The organism is Brevibacillus sp. FSL K6-0770 (assembly GCF_038000275.1).
GTDB classification, from domain to species: Bacteria; Bacillota; Bacilli; order Brevibacillales; family Brevibacillaceae; genus Brevibacillus; species Brevibacillus parabrevis.
In genome coordinates this window covers 2,603,639-2,622,727 of record NZ_JBBOBQ010000001.1, presented here as the reverse complement: position 1 = coordinate 2,622,727, position 19,089 = coordinate 2,603,639, and the positions used below count along the sequence as shown (strand labels likewise).

Annotated in this window: 19 protein-coding genes and 3 tRNA genes; 3 read left to right on the top strand and 19 right to left on the bottom strand. The window is 52.1% G+C overall.

Going from position 1 to position 19,089, the window contains the following annotated elements; all coding sequences use genetic code 11:
- Nucleotides 1-26: 26 nt before the first annotated feature.
- The 4 genes from NST23_RS12915 to NST23_RS12900 form a co-directional block, all read right to left on the bottom strand.
- Nucleotides 27-1,850, bottom strand: a complete 1,824-nt coding sequence (locus tag NST23_RS12915; RefSeq protein ID WP_173595874.1) for a glycerophosphoryl diester phosphodiesterase membrane domain-containing protein — start codon at nucleotides 1,848-1,850, stop codon at nucleotides 27-29.
- A gap of 260 nt (nucleotides 1,851-2,110) precedes the next feature.
- A complete protein-coding gene (locus NST23_RS12910; protein ID WP_340963790.1) occupies nucleotides 2,111-3,493 on the bottom strand; it encodes an MATE family efflux transporter in 1,383 nt (460 codons plus the stop codon).
- Nucleotides 3,494-3,530: 37 nt separating this feature from the next.
- On the bottom strand, nucleotides 3,531-4,118 hold the full coding sequence (locus NST23_RS12905) for a TetR/AcrR family transcriptional regulator (RefSeq protein ID WP_173595872.1): 588 nt from the start codon (nucleotides 4,116-4,118) through the stop codon (nucleotides 3,531-3,533).
- Nucleotides 4,119-4,337: 219 nt separating this feature from the next.
- Nucleotides 4,338-4,793, bottom strand: coding sequence for a hypothetical protein (locus NST23_RS12900; RefSeq protein WP_173598827.1), 456 nt, complete (start codon nucleotides 4,791-4,793; stop codon nucleotides 4,338-4,340).
- Nucleotides 4,794-5,011: 218 nt separating this feature from the next.
- Here NST23_RS12900 and NST23_RS12895 point away from each other — a divergent pair, with 218 nt between their 5' ends.
- The gene (locus tag NST23_RS12895) at nucleotides 5,012-5,674 is read left to right on the top strand and encodes a hypothetical protein (protein WP_122963460.1); all 663 of its coding nucleotides are present in this window, start codon (nucleotides 5,012-5,014) and stop codon (nucleotides 5,672-5,674) included.
- A gap of 160 nt (nucleotides 5,675-5,834) precedes the next feature.
- Complete coding sequence (locus tag NST23_RS12890; protein ID WP_173598825.1) at nucleotides 5,835-6,335, top strand: hypothetical protein; 501 nt, start codon at nucleotides 5,835-5,837, stop codon at nucleotides 6,333-6,335.
- 396 nt (nucleotides 6,336-6,731) lie between these two features.
- Here the strand turns inward: NST23_RS12890 and NST23_RS12885 are convergent, their stop codons facing one another.
- The 4 genes from NST23_RS12885 to NST23_RS12870 all read right to left on the bottom strand — a co-directional run bounded on the left by NST23_RS12885 (nucleotide 6,732) and on the right by NST23_RS12870 (nucleotide 7,737).
- A complete protein-coding gene (locus NST23_RS12885; protein ID WP_173598824.1) occupies nucleotides 6,732-7,202 on the bottom strand; it encodes an imm11 family protein in 471 nt (156 codons plus the stop codon).
- Between the two features lie 245 nt (nucleotides 7,203-7,447).
- Nucleotides 7,448-7,531, bottom strand: a tRNA-Leu gene (locus NST23_RS12880).
- A gap of 11 nt (nucleotides 7,532-7,542) precedes the next feature.
- Nucleotides 7,543-7,618, bottom strand: a tRNA-Thr gene (locus NST23_RS12875).
- Nucleotides 7,619-7,660: 42 nt separating this feature from the next.
- A tRNA-Asp gene (locus tag NST23_RS12870) sits at nucleotides 7,661-7,737 on the bottom strand.
- A 185-nt stretch (nucleotides 7,738-7,922) separates the two neighbouring features.
- Between NST23_RS12870 and NST23_RS12865 the strand changes: the two genes are divergently transcribed.
- Entirely contained in the window at nucleotides 7,923-8,831 is a 909-nt protein-coding gene (locus tag NST23_RS12865; RefSeq protein WP_122963463.1) for a C40 family peptidase, read from the top strand.
- Nucleotides 8,832-8,894: 63 nt separating this feature from the next.
- Here the strand turns inward: NST23_RS12865 and NST23_RS12860 are convergent, their stop codons facing one another.
- The 11 genes from NST23_RS12860 to NST23_RS12810 form a co-directional block, all read right to left on the bottom strand.
- Nucleotides 8,895-9,137: a hypothetical protein gene (locus NST23_RS12860; RefSeq protein ID WP_063227052.1), complete on the bottom strand. Its 243-nt coding sequence runs from the start codon at nucleotides 9,135-9,137 to the stop codon at nucleotides 8,895-8,897.
- 97 nt (nucleotides 9,138-9,234) lie between these two features.
- Complete coding sequence (locus tag NST23_RS12855) at nucleotides 9,235-11,016, bottom strand: M3 family oligoendopeptidase (RefSeq protein ID WP_340963788.1); 1,782 nt, start codon at nucleotides 11,014-11,016, stop codon at nucleotides 9,235-9,237.
- A gap of 128 nt (nucleotides 11,017-11,144) precedes the next feature.
- The gene (locus NST23_RS12850) at nucleotides 11,145-12,362 is read right to left on the bottom strand and encodes a M20 family metallopeptidase (RefSeq protein ID WP_122963465.1); all 1,218 of its coding nucleotides are present in this window, start codon (nucleotides 12,360-12,362) and stop codon (nucleotides 11,145-11,147) included.
- A gap of 58 nt (nucleotides 12,363-12,420) precedes the next feature.
- A complete protein-coding gene (locus tag NST23_RS12845; RefSeq protein ID WP_340963785.1) occupies nucleotides 12,421-13,380 on the bottom strand; it encodes a P1 family peptidase in 960 nt (319 codons plus the stop codon).
- A 3-nt stretch (nucleotides 13,381-13,383) separates the two neighbouring features.
- On the bottom strand, nucleotides 13,384-13,941 hold the full coding sequence (locus NST23_RS12840; RefSeq protein ID WP_122963467.1) for an ECF transporter S component: 558 nt from the start codon (nucleotides 13,939-13,941) through the stop codon (nucleotides 13,384-13,386).
- A 61-nt stretch (nucleotides 13,942-14,002) separates the two neighbouring features.
- Nucleotides 14,003-14,839, bottom strand: coding sequence for an energy-coupling factor transporter transmembrane component T family protein (locus tag NST23_RS12835; protein ID WP_173595865.1), 837 nt, complete (start codon nucleotides 14,837-14,839; stop codon nucleotides 14,003-14,005).
- 12 nt (nucleotides 14,840-14,851) lie between these two features.
- The gene (locus tag NST23_RS12830) at nucleotides 14,852-15,712 is read right to left on the bottom strand and encodes an energy-coupling factor transporter ATPase (RefSeq protein WP_122963469.1); all 861 of its coding nucleotides are present in this window, start codon (nucleotides 15,710-15,712) and stop codon (nucleotides 14,852-14,854) included.
- The gene (locus tag NST23_RS12825; RefSeq protein WP_173595864.1) at nucleotides 15,709-16,578 is read right to left on the bottom strand and encodes an energy-coupling factor transporter ATPase; all 870 of its coding nucleotides are present in this window, start codon (nucleotides 16,576-16,578) and stop codon (nucleotides 15,709-15,711) included. The genes NST23_RS12830 and NST23_RS12825 overlap by 4 nt, the downstream gene beginning before the upstream one ends.
- Nucleotides 16,579-16,736: 158 nt before the next feature.
- Nucleotides 16,737-18,038, bottom strand: coding sequence for a sigma-54 interaction domain-containing protein (locus tag NST23_RS12820; protein ID WP_122963471.1), 1,302 nt, complete (start codon nucleotides 18,036-18,038; stop codon nucleotides 16,737-16,739).
- A complete protein-coding gene (locus tag NST23_RS12815) occupies nucleotides 18,035-18,280 on the bottom strand; it encodes an LPXTG cell wall anchor domain-containing protein (protein WP_340963783.1) in 246 nt (81 codons plus the stop codon). The genes NST23_RS12820 and NST23_RS12815 overlap by 4 nt, the downstream gene beginning before the upstream one ends.
- A 109-nt stretch (nucleotides 18,281-18,389) precedes the next feature.
- Nucleotides 18,390-19,061: a GNAT family N-acetyltransferase gene (locus NST23_RS12810; protein WP_242771654.1), complete on the bottom strand. Its 672-nt coding sequence runs from the start codon at nucleotides 19,059-19,061 to the stop codon at nucleotides 18,390-18,392.
- Between the last annotated feature and the right edge of the window lie 28 nt (nucleotides 19,062-19,089).

Sequence of the window (19,089 nt, the reverse complement as noted above, 5' to 3'; positions counted from 1 at the left end):
CATCTGCGCGGACTGTCCTTTGCTCGCTAAATCCGCAGGAAAGTCAGCCAATTGGTGAACGAAACCACAGATCCACTTCTCAGCTCTTCCACAACGGACAACGCTTCCTCCGGCTCATCCGTGATAATCCCATCCACGCCCATACTGAAAAAAAGCTCCATATTGTCCCTGTCGTTCACCGTCCATACGTAGAGAGGTTTGTTATGTTGTTTGGCAGAAGCGACGATGGATTCGTTGACCATATATTCTTCCATGACGACAAAATCGGCATGGAGCTGTTCCAGATCAGGGACCCCGGCGAACATGATGAACCCGACCTGAAGCTCTGGAGCCGCCTCTTTTAACTCCTGAACGATTCCATAATCCAGCGACTGGACGACGCATTCGTTCTGAAAATCATTGGCGCGGATGGTCTTGATAAATGTGTTGACCAGGTCGCGTTCTTCCCCGTGTGTTTTCACTTCTATATTCAGCTTGATTTTTCCGCGAGCGACCTGCATGACTTCTTCGAGGGTGCTGATCCGGCTTGTGAAAGTGCCTTGCTTGACCTCAAGCTGCCTTAGCTCATCCATCGTCAACTCATACACTTCTGCGTTGCGCCCCGTCAGTCTTTTCAGATTGGTGTCGTGAATGACAGCCAGTTGCCCGTCTTTCGTTTCCAGGATGTCTATTTCTGCATAATCCGCGCGAGCATTTATCCCGCCTTGAATCGCTTCGATCGTATTCTCGGGGCCTTCCGCAACATAGCCGCGATGGGCCATCACCGTCAACTTTTGCTCGCCAGGGGCCACTTCGCTGAGGGCGGGAGCCAGCACCATTGCCGTTCCGAAGGCGATGATCGACCCGAACGCAATCAGCTTTTTTCCATGCCTGTGAAACAGCTGATAGCTCTGGGGTGAACGGTTTTCAACGGCGCTTCCTTCCGGCATTTGCAAGACGGCATGCCGCGGGTCCGCTTTCGCCATGTATATACGGGTCAGCGTGGTGATGTAAATGGGCGATACAAACAAAATCGCCAGGTACAACGCAATGACAACGCCCTTCGATACGACAGATCGCGCCGTTTCGGCAAAAGCTTCCCCTTGCGGCAACATGACGTAGAGGAAAATCACTACGGCCAGGATCAAGACTACGACGATGATAAACAACAGAAAAACGGACAGCAGCACCACAAACATTTTCAGGTAGCTCTTTCTCAGGATCGCTGCGCTTCTTTTGGCGGCCTGCCGGAAGCTGCTCGTTCCCTCGATGACGATCATATGCAACAGGAAAGTCCACCTGATATTGAAAAAGGTCAGGACGGCAAACACCCCTGCATAAAGCAGCGTTCCCCAGCCCGTTTTCAACAGCTCTCCCGAAATAAAGTTCGGAATTTGCAAGGAAGGCAGCAAGGTGGAGCCTCCTCCCGCGCTCAACAGGGGCAAAAACAGCAGCAAGTAAACGGCCCAGCCAACAAAACCGTACTTGAAAAGCGAAGGGATATACGAAACAGATTGCAAAAATGCCGGAATCAGTCCGATTCTCTGTCTCTTTTGCCCATAATACGAGATTATAATCTGCACCGAGAATTCCAAAAAGATCAATATCGTAGCGGCAGGAATTAATATCAGCATGCATAAAAAACCGTACCTGCTCATAACGAAAGACAGCAGCTCGTAATTCGTCGCACCAGCGTATCCACCCAACCGAAGCAGACTGTGGAAGACGAACGAAATCGCCGGAATGAATATGAATATCGTGATGACCTTGTACAGCAGCTCGAAAAGGAAAATCTCCCGGTACGTAAAAGCCAACGTTTTGAAAATATCGGCAATCAGACTATGTACAGGGGCTTTCTTGGTAGTGCTCATGTTTTGGTTCCTGCTTTCAAAAAAGATATCAGGTCGCTTCATTTTAGCATAAAAGCCTTGGCTCCGCCGCATGACGGCTTGCTCCCGCACTTCTACGCCGCCAAATCCCCGATCTTTTTGACCAATTGACAGAAATGGTAGAAGGATGGAAAGAAAAAATTTGTATTAGTAGGAAATATTAGCTTCAAGTAACCCTGCGTAGCAGCGCGTGTATTGCCAAGCTTCCTGTAAGTTGTTCGTTCTTTCAGCCTTGGCACCAGTCACCCTTCCAATTTTCCGCGCACGGACGAGCCAGTTGCAGGCAAGCTTCTGGAACGTCGACGCACGTAAGCGTAGACCGTCAGCAAAACGATCAGCTCCGAAAGCGGAATCGCCAGCCAAATCCCCGATGTGCCGAGCCAATGAGGCAGCGTAAGCAAAATGGCGACCATCAGCAGCATTTCACGAGCTACTGTAATCCAGGTTGCCATCCGCACCTGATCCGTCGCCTGGAAATACGTCATCATGACAAAATTGATGCCCATGAACAAATACCCTGCGAAAAACAGGCGAATACCCGTAACAGCCAGCTCTTGCACTTCTTCGGCGAACGAACCGAATGCTGCGACGATGCCGTGCGCGGCGACCAGCCCGATCAGAAATACAACAAGCCCGGTTCCAAAAGCGGTGCGAACGGCGATCCTCATTGTCGCCTTTTGCCGCTCCACCAGCTTCGCTCCCCGATAATAGCTGATCAACGGCTGGATGGCCGAGCCCATCCCGAGAAACGTCATCAGCATGACACTATGTATGTAATTCAAGATCGAGAACGCGGATACGCCCACCGTCCCTGCCCAGCGGACCATCGCCATGTTATAGCCTGCGGTAAAGACAGCGATGCCGATTTCCGCCACAAAACTGGGGAAGCCAATCGTAAACGTTTCTTTCGCCAGTTCCCGGGAAAAACGCGGAACGGCGAAACGCAATGCCGTATCCTTGCGCAAAAAATGCAGGGACAGCACGATAGCTCCCAAGGTCGCCGCAATGACGAGCGCAAGTGCTGAGCCCGCTACTCCGTAATCGAGCACAAACAGAAACACATAGTTCAAAACAATATTGAAAAATGCGGTGACGAGCAGTGACATCATCGCCAGATTCGGGTTGCCGTCGTTGCGGACGAAGACACTGAACGTGTTTTGCACAGTAATGGCGAACCCGCCGACCAGCAGTACGTTCATGTATTCCTTCACATAAGGCAACGTATCGTCGTTCGCCCCGAGAAAGACAGCCAACGGCTCGCGGAACAGGAAAGCGAGCGCTGCCAGCAGCAACGTCAAGCCGAAAATCAGCGTCAACGAATGGGTAAATACGGAGCGTGCCTCCTTGATTTGCTTGGCTCCCAAATGACGCGAGCAAATCGTCGCCCCTCCGATGCCGATCCACAACGATAAGGCAAAATAGATGGAGAACAGCGGAAATGCAACGTTGACACCAGCAAGCGCCACTTCACCAAGCCGTTGCCCGACAAAAATGCCGTCCACAACAACGTTCACTGACATCATGAGCATACCGATGACAGAAGGAACCAAGTAACGGACAAAAACTTTCCCCACAGAATCGGTTTCCAAAGACAACAACTGGTTATGATCTTGATTTGTATTCATCCTGCACCTCTATTCGATTAGCTGAAACTGGGCAGACTCACTCTTCCCGCCCGTCGCTGCCCGGAACAATTCCTCGCCATAGCAAGGAAAAGGTCGTATTTGTCACATGGAGAAAATAATCCGGATTTTCGAAAATGAGCTTGGCCGTCGCCCCTTCGTAAATGGTATGCACAGCCAAAGCGCTCGCCTTGGCGTCGGCCTGAATAGTCGAATCTCTCCGGAAAGCAAGCTCCAACAAATGAAGCAAGTGATACGAGTACAATTCATACATCGTAATGAACAGCTCCCGCAATTGCTCCGGAGGCATGAAAGCCATCAGAAACATCAGCTTGACATTTTGATTGTCCAGATAGCGGTCTTTCATTTCGATCACAAACCGATCAAGCAGCGGGCGCATCGGCTCCCCCTTGTGCTCATCGAAGAAAGAGGTCAGAAAAGCCATCTCCTGCTTGGTCGCTTCCTCGTGAATCTCTATGACAAGCTCTTTTTTGCTGGCAAAATGCGCGTACATCGACTGCTTCTTAATCCCGACCGCATCGGCAATATCCGCAAGCTTCGTTCCCTCGAACCCGTACTGCAGAAGATGACTGACCGCGACTTTTTTAATCTCTTCTCTTCGGCTCACAAACGTCCCACCTTTCGAATGACTTCTCTCAATACCTGACCACAGTCAGTTTTTGGAACAAAAACATAATACCATGCGAAAATGTAAGCAGCAACAAAAAACTGACCGTAGTCAGTTTGAGGTTATTACTCTTTTTGTTGTACGAATCATCTGACCATTTTGCTGAGCTTGCTGTCTTCCCATCATGAAGATCCGCTCTATCGTAAAAATCCTTCGTCTCTAGCCTTGCTTGTTGATGAGAAAATCCAGCCACCAGCCATCTTGCGGATGCAGGAAAGCAGGGCTATTGCCGACGTTTACAGCCGAAATCACAAGCTCCACTGCTCGCGCTTCCTCCGATTCAACAAACAGCACTTTGTTCGGTCCCGGAAAATCCTGTTTGCTGGACGTTGACTGAAAAAAGGCTTGCGCTCCCCGCACTTGCACTCTCAGTCGTATACTCCGGTTTTGGAAATGAAAACGTGCAGCGTTCAGCACGAGAAAAGCCGAAGAAATGATCCCGACTGTGATCACTTGAATGTTCCTTCGTTGCTTCGGGGCGATTTGAAAGGACTTGGCCCCACCTACATTGCCGCTCAAGGAGAATCTTTCAAGACGAATCACTCGCGCACGGATTCTCTTAGGTTTATGCTTCAGTTTCAGTTTCTTGACAGGGGAAGATTTTTTTACTGCCATCGCTTGTCACCTCCTCTATCAACAAATGCTGGAAACAAAAAGTCGGCAACGGACAAGTGTACCCTGGAACAAAAATAGCTTCCTGCCCATCGATCATCTCGCTCCTTTTCTTTCCTTTGCCCCGCGAATGGGGAACAGACCAATTACGATTCATTCGTTTTTTTGTCCAATCCTCCATCTGCATTTTCGAATAGATTATCGCATGGAGGTGAAATAAATTGAGCAAAGACAAACTAAAGGTAAAATATACTGATAGCTCTTTAAAGGAACCTTTATCCAACGAAGAGTATAGACAGACTTACGCGGATATGAATGATTTAAATGAAGCAGCAAGCGCGTTTTTTCGAATCCCTGTTTTTTTTAGCCACCAAAACCTGTTTACTCTTGGACCGTCGCAGCCACCGTTATCACCGGAGCAAAAATTCATCATTCGGATGTTTAAGGAAATCAAAAAAGTTCTGCTTTTTCCTAGGACGATACCGAACACCGACCAATATCCGAATACAACCTTGGAAAATATCCGGACGATGATCAACTCCAGTTACGGTGCGGCAGCTGCTTTATTAAAGCCAACAAGTGCAACAGGTCAAGGAGAACCTTATACCCCCTTCTTGCAGATTGAACCTTCCATGGCACTGCAATACGGGCTCCCTTTGCTCCTTGTGAAACAAGATACGATTTCAGCAGGAGGAATTTGGGGTGATGCCGGTCCGCTTGCTCCCTACACGCCACTGACCTGGCACTCTTCAACCGGTGTAACCGTGAATGAGTTTTTTGATAGTGTTCAGTGGAAGGAGGCTTTGCAAAACTGGGCAGGGCAAGTGCGCAGCGGTTACTTTATTCAAACAGGCCCTGAATTTAAATATACTTGCCGTAACTAAATGAAAGATTGCAGGGGACTACAAATGGCGGTTACATTCCCCGTTACAAGTCCCCCTATTTAAACTTGCCTGCCTATTGTTGAATTTTCCGTAACAGGATCAGGTCTGTTGCCCCACCCTTTGACGTGTATTGGATACTAGAAAGGAAGCGATCCAAACGATGGCAAATCCAAACCTCAATCTGAAAAAAGGAGAATGCGTCGGAGTCGTGTACAAACAAGCGGGCGTTTGGAAAGTGCATGACGGAGTTTTGACTGCACCGATTGCGGATGGCAACAAGCCGCCGAATACCGTTACAATCATTCATTTCGTCGTGAATCAAAAGACTGGCAAACTCGTACGGCAAACACGCAAATTGCAAAATGTGAACCAGGTGCTGCGGACCATCAATAACCCGACGTTCGCCTTAAAATGTCCCTCTACTACCAATCCGAATCTGCGTGTAGGCGATTGTGTCGTTGTCAAAATAAATAAAGTGAACACGCCATCAGGCTTGGATGCCAAAAATGGTCTATTAGTCTGTTCTCTACAAAACCGCCTCGCCCCAAAAGGGAGAGTTTGGATTAATCATTGGAAGATCATCACGAAGACTCGACCTCGCGTTTTCCTGGAAACCAAACAATATCCGAACGCGCTTTTTGTGCGAAAAGTAATGGTCTAAACACACAACACTTCGATCCGTGACACTGGCAAGCAAATTCAATGGTTTGCAATGATCAAGTTGTACATCATTATTGTTAATTACGTACAACACTTATGTTCATACACACGATACGCAAAGTTGTGAAGTGAAAAAGATCCCGGCCAATGACAAACTTTGGCCGGGATCTTTCCATTTTAAAAACGATAAGCACGTTGAATTTTTCAAGCATACAGGTCATGAGCGGTCACATCCACTTTCCTAAAAACGCCGAGACGTTTTTCACAGAAAAAATCCCGTAGTCACCTGTTGGTAACGTACGACATTGACCTCATACCAAGCAACGTCGAGCTGTCCGTCTCAGAAATTAACCTGCGGGATGAAGAAACGTCTGTAACGCATGCGGATGACCCGGTTTTATTGGATGACAAGCTCTTCCAGGTGCACCTTCAAGCGCTCGTTTAACATCGACTTGGCAAGCGTCTCCGACACGATCGGGTCAACCAGAACAACGTTCTTGAGAAAAAAGAAATCGGCGTCTGCCGCGCACTTCTCATCAATAACTACGGACCGGACTCCCTTGACTAAGAAGCTATCGGGATGCTCGCCCTGCGCCAGCCGCTCCAGAGCCAGAGCCTTGCCCGCGTATTCCGACTGCTGATAGTCAAAGCAGGACAAGCGTTGCTCTGCATGAACGAGAAAATATGTTTTCTCGGTATTCTTGCCATTGGAGTAGCGCGTATCTGCTTGTATGATCTGTACGTCACATTTATGAAGCTTCAAGAGCGCAGCCAATTCAGCCGATGCAAAAAAAGCCCCTGAGGTCGTTACTGCATGCTCCGACTTGGTAGTATGTTTCAAGCGGAGGGTCAAATACGACATCGCCATCGATGTAGCCGCCGTCCGGATAGGTATGTCCGAGCAGAAAATATTTCATCCCTTCCCCCCCTCATAGAATAAGCCAGCATGTCTATTTTAACTCTAATTGCTCATAGGTTCACCAGTATTCTCCAAAAGAGTACAGGCAGCAACGGAATCGCCGAGGAATCTAGCCGGAGCGGTGACGATAAATAAAAGACCCTTAAATTACGAAACTAAGCAATTTAAGGGTCTTTTATTATGTTCGCAGTTGATGCGGTCGAGAGGACTTGAACCTCCACGGTGTTGCCACCACTAGAACCTGAATCTAGCGCGTCTGCCAATTCCGCCACGACCGCATATGAAAATATGGTGCCGGCAATAGGACTTGAACCCACAACCCCCTGATTACAAGTCAGGTGCTCTACCAATTGAGCTATACCGGCATGTTTGCTGATTTGCTTTTCGCCATGCTTCTCGTAAAAGAATGGCGGAGCTGACGGGACTCGAACCCGCGACCTCCGGTGTGACAGACCGGCGTGAACTCCAACTTCACCACAGCTCCATGTGGTTTTTCCATTTTTTGCTCACTCTCGTGGGCACTCTTGTAATATAGCATGTTCCCTATCAATTATGCAATAGTTTTTGAAATCTTTTTTAAAACATCATTTTTTCATAGATTTACCATTGAAAATCCGCTAGAATTTTATCTAGATATGCAGAAAATAGTAGATTGGTGGAGACGATGATATGAAACTTACTTCGAAGCTACTCACCTCCCTCGCCCTCTTCACTCTGCTGCCTACTGCTGCCCACGCCGCCTCAGGAGTGTATGTGGTATCAGCAGGTGATACGTTGAGTAAAATCGCCCGCGAGCACCAGACTACCGTGAGCCAGCTCATGCAAGTCAACCAACTGCAAAGCGACCAGCTGTCGATTGGTCAGACGTTGTCTTTGCCTGATGGCAGTCTGTCGACAAGTGGTGACTCCGACGCTCCTCATGATGTCGTAACCGCGCCTTCCGACTTCGCGCAGGAAGAACCAGCAGAATTGACCGCTGGCGAAAAGGCTCGTGTGACGGTTGACGTTCTCAATGTTCGCAAAAAAGCGTCCACCGATGCAAAAGTATTAGGCAAGCTCAAATTTGGTGATGTAGTTGAGGTCGTCCAAACTGGCAGTGAATGGACAAAAATCGAATTTGAAGATGATGAAGCGTACGTCTTCACCTCTTACCTGAGTCCAAAACTCACTCCGGATGTTACTTTTTCTGGTGACGTTGATTCCGCCAGCCTGAAGCATCTGGAAACGATTTTTGAACCTTTGCTGAAAACTCCGTACGTGCTTGGCGGGACCACGCCGGACGGATTTGATTGCAGCGGCTTTACTTCTTACGTTTTTAACCGCCTTGGGGTTACACTTCCTCGCACATCCGAAGAACAATTTCGCGGCGGGACATCGATTCCGCTGGATCAAGCCCAACCGGGCGATCTGCTCTTCTATGATGCGCTTGGAAAAGGACGCGTTTCCCACGTAGCGATTTATTTAGGGAACGGAACGATCGTCCACGCAAACGGGGATGACGTTCGCTACGGAAAAGTGGAATACATGCACAAGCTGTATCCATTTTACGGCGTCAAGCGCTACATCGATCTGCAATAAGGAATCCACGCATACAGCCCACACCTGTCATCAGGTTGTGGGCTGTTCGCATGTTGGATCGGCTCAGTGAATTTCGGTGTTATGTCCTGCCTGGGGCGGCTGTTGGTTCGCCCCGATTTCGATCTTGCCCAGAGCTTGCTTCATTTTGTCGAGCTGAAGCTGGTAATCGCGCACCACTACGGTGAGAACGCTGACCGATTCCTTGAAATCCGGTTCGCTGCTGACCCTGTCGATGGCTCTATGTAGATGCAGCATTTTGTTCTCTGTTTCCCGTAGTAGGTCGAGTAACTGCAATCCGTTTACCACGTGATCACCTCATTTGTTTTTTCTTACTTTCTCCCTGTCAGCAAGTTGCTATGCGCACAAAAAAAGCCCGATGCTCAGATCGGGCTTTTTCCTGCAGCTAGGCGCGCGCAGCCGCCAGCTCTACAAACGTATCGATATCTTTGGCAATCAGGGCGAGCGAGTTGCGCCAGAAGTCAACGGAGCGAACATCTACGTCCATAATCGCAGCGACGTCGGCGATGCTCATTTTTCCGGTCACGGACAACAGCTCGTCATATTGCTGCACAAACGCTTCACCGCGCTTCACATACTCGGCGTACAGCCCTTTGGCAAACAGCAGGCCAAATGCGTACGGGAAGTTGTAGAAGTTGAAATCGGCGCTGTAGTAGTGCGGTTTGCACACCCACATGTACGGATGCAGCACGGAAGAATCCAGCCCTGCTCCATATGCGTCTTTTTGCGCTTGCAGCATCAGTTCCTTCAACTCGCCAACCGACAGGGAGCCTTCGGAACGGCGGGCAAACACAGCGCTTTCAAACAAGTAACGGCTGTAAATATCGACGATGACCTGGCTTGCACCGGAGATGTCATTTTCCAAAATCGAAAAGGCTTCTTCCGGGGTTGCCTGAGCCAACGCCGCTTTGGCGATGATCGTCTCGCATAAAATCGACGCGGTTTCCGCGATCGGCATCGGATAATCGCTGTTGTAAAATGCTTCCTGCACCAGACATTCTCCGTGATAGCCGTGGCCTAGCTCGTGCGCCAATGTGCTCACGTCGTTGTAGCTGCCCGTGTAGTTTGCCATGATCCGGCTTTCTCCTACCATGTGCAGGTTGTAGCAAAATGCTCCGCCGCGCTTGCCTTCGCGAGTCTCGGCGTCAATCCACTGGTTGTCGAACGCGCGGGCAGCATAATTCGCCAGTTTTTCGCTAAAGCTACCAAAGTGCGTCACGATGAAATCACGCGCTTCCTGATACGTAAAGCGCATGTCCGCTTCGCCAACCGGAGCGAACAAATCGTAGAACGGCAGACCGTTCTCATGGCCGAGCAGCTTCGCTTTGGCCTGGAAGTATTTTGTAAAAGCTGGCAAGCTTTCCTTCATTGCGGTCAGCATCGCGTCGAGTGTCGCCTTGTCCATGCGCGAGTCGAGCAGCGTTTTTTCCAGAGGCGATTCATAGCCGCGCAGCTTCGCTACCGTAATGACTTCGCCCTTGATCCCATTCAGGCTCGCCGCAGACGATTCCTCGATCTTCTTGTAGGCTGCCAGTTCAGCCTCGTAAGCCGTTTTGCGCAGGGCCGCATCTTTTTCATGCGCCATGTTGCGAACGACAGGCAACGGCAATTGCTTCGCCTCTCCGTCGATGGTAATGTCGACCAAAAGCGTCGACGTCAGCATTTCTTGCAGCTTCGTCCAGGCATTGGAACCTGTGTTTTTCATTTTGGCCAAAATGATTTCTTCTTTTTCGCTGAGCATGTACTTGCTCTTCTCGGACAGTTCCGTCAGCATGTAGCGATGGGTTTCCAGCAGGTCGGACTGGCTGATCAGCTCGCTCAGATTGTCCAGTTGGCCGAGCCATTTTTGGAACAGGACGCCCGGCTCCACCAGTTCAACAGACTGATCCTGGATTTTCTCGATGAATTGCAGCGCTTTTTCATTTTTGGCGTCAACGCTCGCGGTCAGTTCGCCATAAGCGTACAAGCGATATTGCGTCTGCAAAATCGAAGTCATCTTCGCAATGTATGTCTCCATCTTTTGCACAGCGCCATCTGCCGTTTGCAGGCTCGCTTGCGCCCAGCTTTTTACCTCGTCCATCTCCCGGCAAAGTTTCTCCCAGTCTTGCTTGCACTCCGGCGAATCAAACGATGTGTACAACACATCCAAATTCCAGCGCATATTCATAGGCCCGGCCTCCTCTTGCGTATGTATCAGTCTCTATTGTAAAAAAATTTGGATAGATTAAGCAAGTTTTTATCAAATTGCAACGCGAAAAAGACTTTGCCACACGCTTTGGCAAAGTCAGCTTTTTCTCACGCACGGACAGGCTGTGTCAAGAAGGTCAAGGCAGACAAGGCAAACAGCTGAGTCGATTCCACCAACTCATCAATGTCCACGTACTCATCGGCATGATGCGGAATGTGGCGATCGCCCGCTCCGGTCGTCAAGATCGGGATTCCGGCCTTGTGCAAAAAGGTTCCGTCCGTCGCTCCCGGCACTCCGTTGTAAATCGGTGCCTTTCCGGTGATCTCGCGGTAGGCGCTGGCAACGGACGTGACGACTTCCGCTTCCATCGCGGTCAACGTCCACGGACGCTCCTCGATGACTTCCAGTGTCGCCTTGAATTTGTCGTCCTCTCTGGCCAACGCTTGCAAAATCGCTTGCATCTCTTCGTGGAGCCGTTCATGCTCTTGTCCGGGAACAGTCCGAATATCCAGCGTCGTCATGCACTGATCGGGCACGACGTTGATTTGCGCATCGCCTTTGACCGGCGCCTGAACAATCGTTGGCGTAATGCTCGGCCAGCCAAGCATCGGGTGCTCGCCCAGTCTCGCCATCTCCCGGCGCTCCAGCTCTTCCAGGGCCACGATGGCTCGGGCCATCCGCGTATTGGGATTGATCCCTGTCAGCGGCATCGCGCCGTGCGCCATTTTGCCATATGTACGCAAGATCGCCCGCATCGCTCCTTTTTGGGTGATGCACAGCTGGTTTTCTTCCGGCTCGCAGATGATGGCGGCATCGACGCCTTTTGCCCAGCCCCTTTTGATAAAGTCCTTGATCCCGATCATCATGCCTTCTTCATCGCACGGGATGCACAACAAAATTTTGCCCGCAAACGCTTCCTTGGAACGTTGAATGGCCTTGACCGCGCAAATCGCGGCGGCGAGGTTTCCTTTTGTATCGCACGCGCCCCGTCCGTAAATCCGCCCGCCGGAAATAGCCGCACCGAACGGATCGTAGCTCCAGGCATCGCGATCGCCTTCTGTCACGACGTCGGTATGCGCTTCGAACAGCAACGTTTTCCCCGGTCTGCCCGAGTCGTAAAAAGCGATGACATTCGGACGTCCTGGAACGACTTCTTCGTAAAAGACTTGCAGCCCCATCTTGCGCAGGTAATCGGCCACAAACAAAGCGACCCGCTCCTCGTTTGCCCCCGCCTGCTCCGGGCGAAACACGCTCGGAATCCGCACCAGCTCCTGCGTCAAGCGCACAACCTCTTGCTCGTCTACAAAGGATATTACCTGATTCATCAGACCGTCTCCTCCCCTGCGTCCCTATGCGTGATCAATAGGCTGTTTTCTGTTTTCGTCAGTTGTGAAAGCTGCTGTAGGCCGGAAGACCGCCCGCTTCTTTCGCCGCCTTGACCGCGTTCACGACAGCCGCAGCCAGCACATCTGCCGACAAGGCTCCCACTACATCTACCGCAGCTTCCATCTCTCCTGTCGCGACGGAAAAAATCGTGTCGCCATCGTACATCGTATGGATCGGCCGAATGGTGCGGGCAAGCCCGTCGTGCGCCATTTGCGCGACTTTTTGCGCCCCGGCCTTGGTCAGCTTCGCATTGCTGGCGACGACGGCAATCGTCGTGTTCGTGCCCGGGGGAATCGGGGAAAAAGCGTGTTGGAGCATCATGTCCACGCTGTCGCGAATCTCGCGGTGCTCATCCAAAGGGCCTGCGAGAATCTCGCCCGTCTTTGGCTCCATCACATGCCCGACCGCGTTGACTGCGACGAGCGCACCGATGACCAGACCGTTCGGCAAGCTTAGCGAAGCACTGCCCAGACCGCTTTTCATCGCGTTGGCAAACCCGTTCAGCTTGCCCACCGAAGCGCCTGTACCCGCGCCGACATTTCCTTCGCTGACCGCTTCCGAAGTCGCCGCCGCTGCCGCCTGATAGCCCATGTGGCGATCCGGCCGCACCCGATGATCCCCGACGGCAAGATCAAACAAAACCGCAGCAGGCACGATGGGCACGACCCCGTAGCCAACATCCAGACCAACGCCTTTTTCCTCTAGATACTGCATAACCCCTGTGGCGGCGTCGAGGCCGTACGCGCTGCCTCCGGAAAGGCAGATGGCATGCACGACGCTCACGAGATTGAGCGGGTCAAGCAAATCCGTCTCGCGGGTGCCCGGGGCAGAACCCCGGACATCCACGCCGCAGACAGACGGCTTGTCGAGCAAAATGACGCTGCAGCCTGTCAATGCTTCTTCGTTTTGGGCGTGCCCGACTTTGACGCCTGACACGTCGACAATCGTTCCTGTCATTGGCTAAAAATCTCCTGAAATTTTTGATTTTTGTCTCCCGGAGCTTCCAAGCTTTTTCCACGCTGCCACGACCGCCAAGGTGACGATCACGGAAACGACCGCTTCCGGCAAACCGTTCGTAACGGCAACAGTCGCCGCTACCCCGAATGGCATGTAGCCGCGAATTACGGCCAGCCCGAGCACCAGGACGGTGTTCGTCAACGCTCCGATGAATCCGGCTGCACCAATGGCGAGGTACTGGTTGACATTTTTCAACCCGACGTAGGTCAAATACGCCGTCACCCCGATAAACAAGCGCGGGAGGATCGCTACCAGCGGATCTTTAAAGAGCGGAACAGTGGCGTTCAGGAAGGAAGAAACTCCAAAAATGAGACCAATGATCATTCCAACGCCCCAGCCCTCCATGATGCCGCCAATGACTGCCGGGATGTGCATGATGGTGGCATTGCCTGCCGCCGTAGGAACAGGAATGTAGCCGAGGCGCGTCACCCCGAGCAAAATCGCAATCGCTCCGAGAACCCCGGCAATGACGATCTTGCGTACGGTCAATCCTTTTTCCATGCGTACTCCTCCTTTTACCTGCGATTGATATGGAACCCTCTGTAGGGAGAACTCCCGAATACTACCACGGTATTCCCAGCATGACGACGGAAATGACTACGCTTGCAACCAACGCCGCATAGTCGATACCTTTTGCCTTGTACTGCGTATAACGCGTCCGGGATGCACCTGGCATATAGCACCTTGCTTCCATCGCCAAAATCAGATCCTCGGCGCGGGACAGCGCAACATTGAATAGCGGAATGATGATCGGGAACATGTCTTTGGTGCGCTGCACGATCCGCCACCACTCGCCCGTGCCGAAGTCTGCGCCGCGCGAAGCCTGCGCTTTCATCATTTTTTCCATTTCCATCGCAAACGTCGGGACGAAGCGAATCGCGATCGTAATGATCAAGGCAAACGCATGGACGGGAAACTTGACTTTTTCCAACGGCCCCAAAAGCCGCTCCATCCCGTGTGTCAGCTCGGTCGTCGAGGTGCTCAGCGTCAGCACGCTGGAGAGGAAAATCACTTCCACGAAGCGCATCGCCGAGACGATGACGAGCCGGATGCTTTCGCTGGAGATCGAGATAATGCCGTACTGGAAGTAGACCGTGCCGCCATTGGCGATCTCGCCGTAAAAAAGCAATTGCATGATGGCCAAAATAATGATGAACGGAATCGCTGGCTTGATGCCGGAAATGCCGTAGTGCAGCGGGATTTTCGATACCTGGAACAGCCACAGGCACACCGCCAGCGCAAACAGGTTGCCGACGTATGTGTTGCAGATGGCAATCGCTACGATCAGGATGGCAAAAGCGCCAAGCTTGAACCGGGGGTCGAGGCGATGCACGACAGAAGCAGTCGGCAAATACTGGCCGATGGTAATATTGCGCGTCAATTCAAATTCCGCAGACATGGACTCCCCTCCCTAGCGTTGGATCAGCTTCAAAATTTCGCAGGCGGTTTCTTCCGGCAAAAACGCTCCCGGATTGATGTCGTAGCCGCGTTCGCGCAGACGGTACAAAATATCGACCGATTCCGGCGTGCCGATATGATGCTCGCGCAGCAGCTCCTGGTTTCCGAAAATTTGCCGCGGCGTTCCTTCGCAGACCGCCTTGCCATTTGCCATCACGTAGACGCGGTCCGCGAGCTGCGATACCTCTTCCATGTTGTGGGAAACAAAAATTACCGTCAGTCCTTCTTCGCGATTCAAGCGTCTGATTCGCCCGAGCAGTTCCAGGCGGGAACGGGGATCGAGACCAGCGGTAGGCTCGTCAAGCACCAGCACTTTTGGCTGCAAAGACAAAACGCCTGCCAGTGCGACCTTGCGCTTTTGACCGCCGCTCAGTGCGTAAGTCGGCCGATCCTTCATTTCCTGGAAGTTCAGGCCAACGAGGTCCATCGCCCATTTCACGCGGTTTTTCACTTCTTCCAGCGGAAGTCCCATTTTAAACGGACCGTAGGCCACATCGTCTCCGACCAGCTTTTCGAACAGCTGGTCTTCCGGGTTTTGAAAAACGAGGCCGACTTGTCTGCGCAAGGAACGAATGTCGATTTTCGGCTGGGAAACATCCATGCCGTTCACGATGACTTTCCCTGATTGCGGCCGAATCAAGCCGTTGAAATGCTGGATCAGCGTCGATTTGCCGGAGCCTGTATGACCGATGATCGCCAGGCACTCGCCCGCTTGCACTTGCAGGCTGACTTCATTCAGCGCCACATGCGATAGCGGGGTTCCTTGCATGTACACATGGGACAGCTTTTGCACGTCTACAATCGGCTGTGTCATGACCCGCTCGCCTCCGCCTGTCTGACGTACAGGCGGTCGACTTCCGCCACGACTTCCGCATTGTGGATCAGATCGGGGGCAAACGCTGGCAGCTCCGCATGAACCAGTGCGGCGATCCGGCTTGCGTCCGGAACGTCCAGATGAAGCTCGCGCAGCCTGTCCTGATGCGCGAACACTTCTCGCGGCGTTCCTTCCAGCACGATTTGGCCGCCCTCCATCACAACGACCCTGTCCGCCTCCGCCACCTCTGACATGTGGTGTGTGACGGTCACAATCGTCATCCCTTCGCCGTGCAGCTTGCGAACGACTGCCAGGATGTCCTGTCGGCCGTAGCTATCGAGCATGCTCGTCGCTTCATCGAGAACGAGGCATTGCGGCTTCATCGCGAGAATGCCGGCAATGGCGATCCGCTGCTTTTGCCCGCCGGACAGATGATGCGGCGGACGATGGCGAAAAGCACTCATCCCGACCGCTTCCAGAGCGAAATCGACCCGCTCCTTCATTTCCTCCAAGCCTACCCCGATGTTCTCCAGGCCAAATGCGACATCATCCTCCACAATCGTCGCCACAATTTGATTGTCAGGATGCTGGAACACCATTCCTACGCGGCTGCGCACTTCGTGAATCCGCGCTTTTTCCTTCGTGTTAATGCCATTGACCAGGACATCGCCCTCTTTTGGCGTCAAAATGCCGTTGAGGTGTTTGGACAACGTCGATTTTCCAGACCCATTGTGCCCGATGATCGCCAAATACTCACCGGGGTACACTTCGAGAGAGATGTTTTGCAGCACCGGGATTTGCTGGTCCTGACTCACCTGGTAGGCGAACGAGACGTTTTCAACACGTATGATAGGCTCCATAGACATGTGCTTCCCTCCCTTTCCACGGGTGTGCGTATGTATGCTATGCCTAGAAAGTAAGCAACTCCCGTGCCAAGTCTTTATGTTTTAAATTTTCTGTAAATTACACAAATTTTGTTGGCTCACCTGTTGCATCCAGCATCATTTCCGTTGCGTTTGCAACATTAGTTCCATTCCTCATACTTCTTCATCTTTCTCCACAGCGTCGTGCGATCCATTCCCAACATCTTCGCTGCTTCTCGCTTGTTTCCTTTTGTCGCTTCCAGAACCTTGCGAATCATCTCTTCCTCATCATCCTGCTGCTGTCTGAGCGCTTGTTTGCGGGCGAGTTTTTTGGACAGAAACTGCGTGTCTTCCAGCCGCAAGTAGTCGCTTTTGCACAACAGCACCATCCGTTCCACGACATTGCGCAGCTCGCGCACATTCCCCGGCCAGTCGTATTGCCCGAGAAAATGGTACACCGCTTCATCGACGCCTTGCAGCCGCCTGTCTCCTCGCTGCGCGATTTCCTCCATGATGGCCTCCATCAAAAGCGGGATGTCCTCCGTGCGTTCGCGCAAAGGCGGCAGCTCCAACGTCAGCACGTTCAGCCGATAGTACAGGTCGGAGCGAAACAGCTTTTCTTCCATCATCTGCTCCAGATTCCGATTCGTTGCGGCAATGATGCGCACATCGACAGGCACGATTCGCTCGCCGCTGACCCGGCGCACCTTTTTTTCCTGAAGGACGCGCAACAGCAATGCCTGAATCGTGATGGACATTTCCCCGATCTCGTCGAGAAACAGCGTGCCTCCGTGGGCCAGCTCAAACAGGCCGGGCTTCCCGCCTTTTCGCGCTCCGGTAAAAGCCCCTTCTTCGTATCCAAACAGCTCGCTCTCCAGCAGATTGCCCGGAAGCGCGGCACAGTTCACCGCGATGAACGGCCCTGTCGCTCGCTGACTGCTCAGATGAATGCCTTGGGCGAACAACTCCTTGCCTGTCCCGGACTCCCCTTGAATCAGCACAGTCGCATCTGTTCTGGCAAACGTTTCGGCCCATTCTTTCGCCTCTTGCATCGCTTTGGAATGCCCGACGATATCTTCCAGGCGGAATTTGGCTTCCAAGCCGCTTTCCATGCTTTGCTTGCGAATGCGCATCTCCATTTTTTGAATGTCCGTAATCTCTTTAAAGGTCGAGACAGCTCCGACAATCTCTCCGTTCACGACAATCGGCAGCCGATTGATAATAATTTGCCGATTCAGCACGGTAGCAATGTCACCGATTTCCTTTTTTCCGGTCGCCAAAATGCGCAACATGTCCGAGTTCGGGATGTAACGGGTTATTTTTTCGCCGACGACATGGGACGGCAACCCGAGTATTTCTGTCGCGTTCTGGTTGACCCAGATGATCGTATAGTCGTGGTCGACTGCGATGATCCCGTCATGAGAAGCATCGAGGATGGCTTGAATGTGAATGTCGCTAATCATTGGCCTGGCTCTCCTTCCTCGGCACGGTCCACGAGAGCAGCCACTTCTGCTGGCGGCCGTCTGGTCCGGCGCTTCGTTTTTCGCTTCTTTTTCCGCAAGACGAACAGGGCGAGCAGCATCAAAGCGAGCATCGCAAGCTGGATGGGCTGAGACATTTTCGCGCTGACCCAGCCGCTCATGAGCAACAGATGGAACAGGACGGCTATGTAGAGAAGAATGGATGCGAGGTTTGGCGCATTCACTCTCTTCCCTCCTCTATGGACAATGTTAGGGGCGGTAGAAGAAAAACTCCCGTGAAGCCACGATGAATAGCCCCACAGGAGTGTCGGTTCTTGCTGTCAGATCGTTCGTTTAGATCGGCAAAAGCTCCACGCTGTCTTTGCTTTCAAGCTCTGCGACCATGTCCAGCCAAGCTTGCGGCTTTTGCGGGAGGACGGCGTAGTAGCGCTTGAGGAAAGTGACGATCAAATCAGCTTCCAGCGTGGTTTGCTCTTCATTGGTCGGCATGAAGCCAAGGTCCAGTCCTGCGACTGCTTCTCCGTCGTTTTGCCAGGATGGATGGACGTATTGGAAATTGGTGCGCTTGTAGCCGAGATGGGACAGCACTTCGCGGCGAACGAACGGGTCCATCGGCTTGATGCCGCCGAAGCTGTGCTCTTCCACGCGGTACGGGTCGTAAATTTCCGCAAACATGCCGTACAGTTCTTTGCCGTTTTCCGCAGCGAGCGCGAGCAAGTCTTTTTGGCGCTCTCTCGCCAGGAAGCGGCCCACTCCCAGTCCTTCGCGGCCAATGATAGTGAAGTCGGTCATGGCGACGTTCATGTCCGGGTAATAACGGTATTCGGTAGCGCCTACCACTTCTCCTTCATGAACGGCCACAAACACGCGGATGGACGGGTCTTCGAGCGGTTCTTTCCACAGATCGTAGTCAAGCACTTCCTCCGGCGGAAAAACGTCCTGCATCAAGCGGTGCATGTTGGCGAACAGCGGGTTGTCGATATGTTGAATGCGTACAAATTCCATCGGTTTCGTCCTCCTGAAAAATGATTCT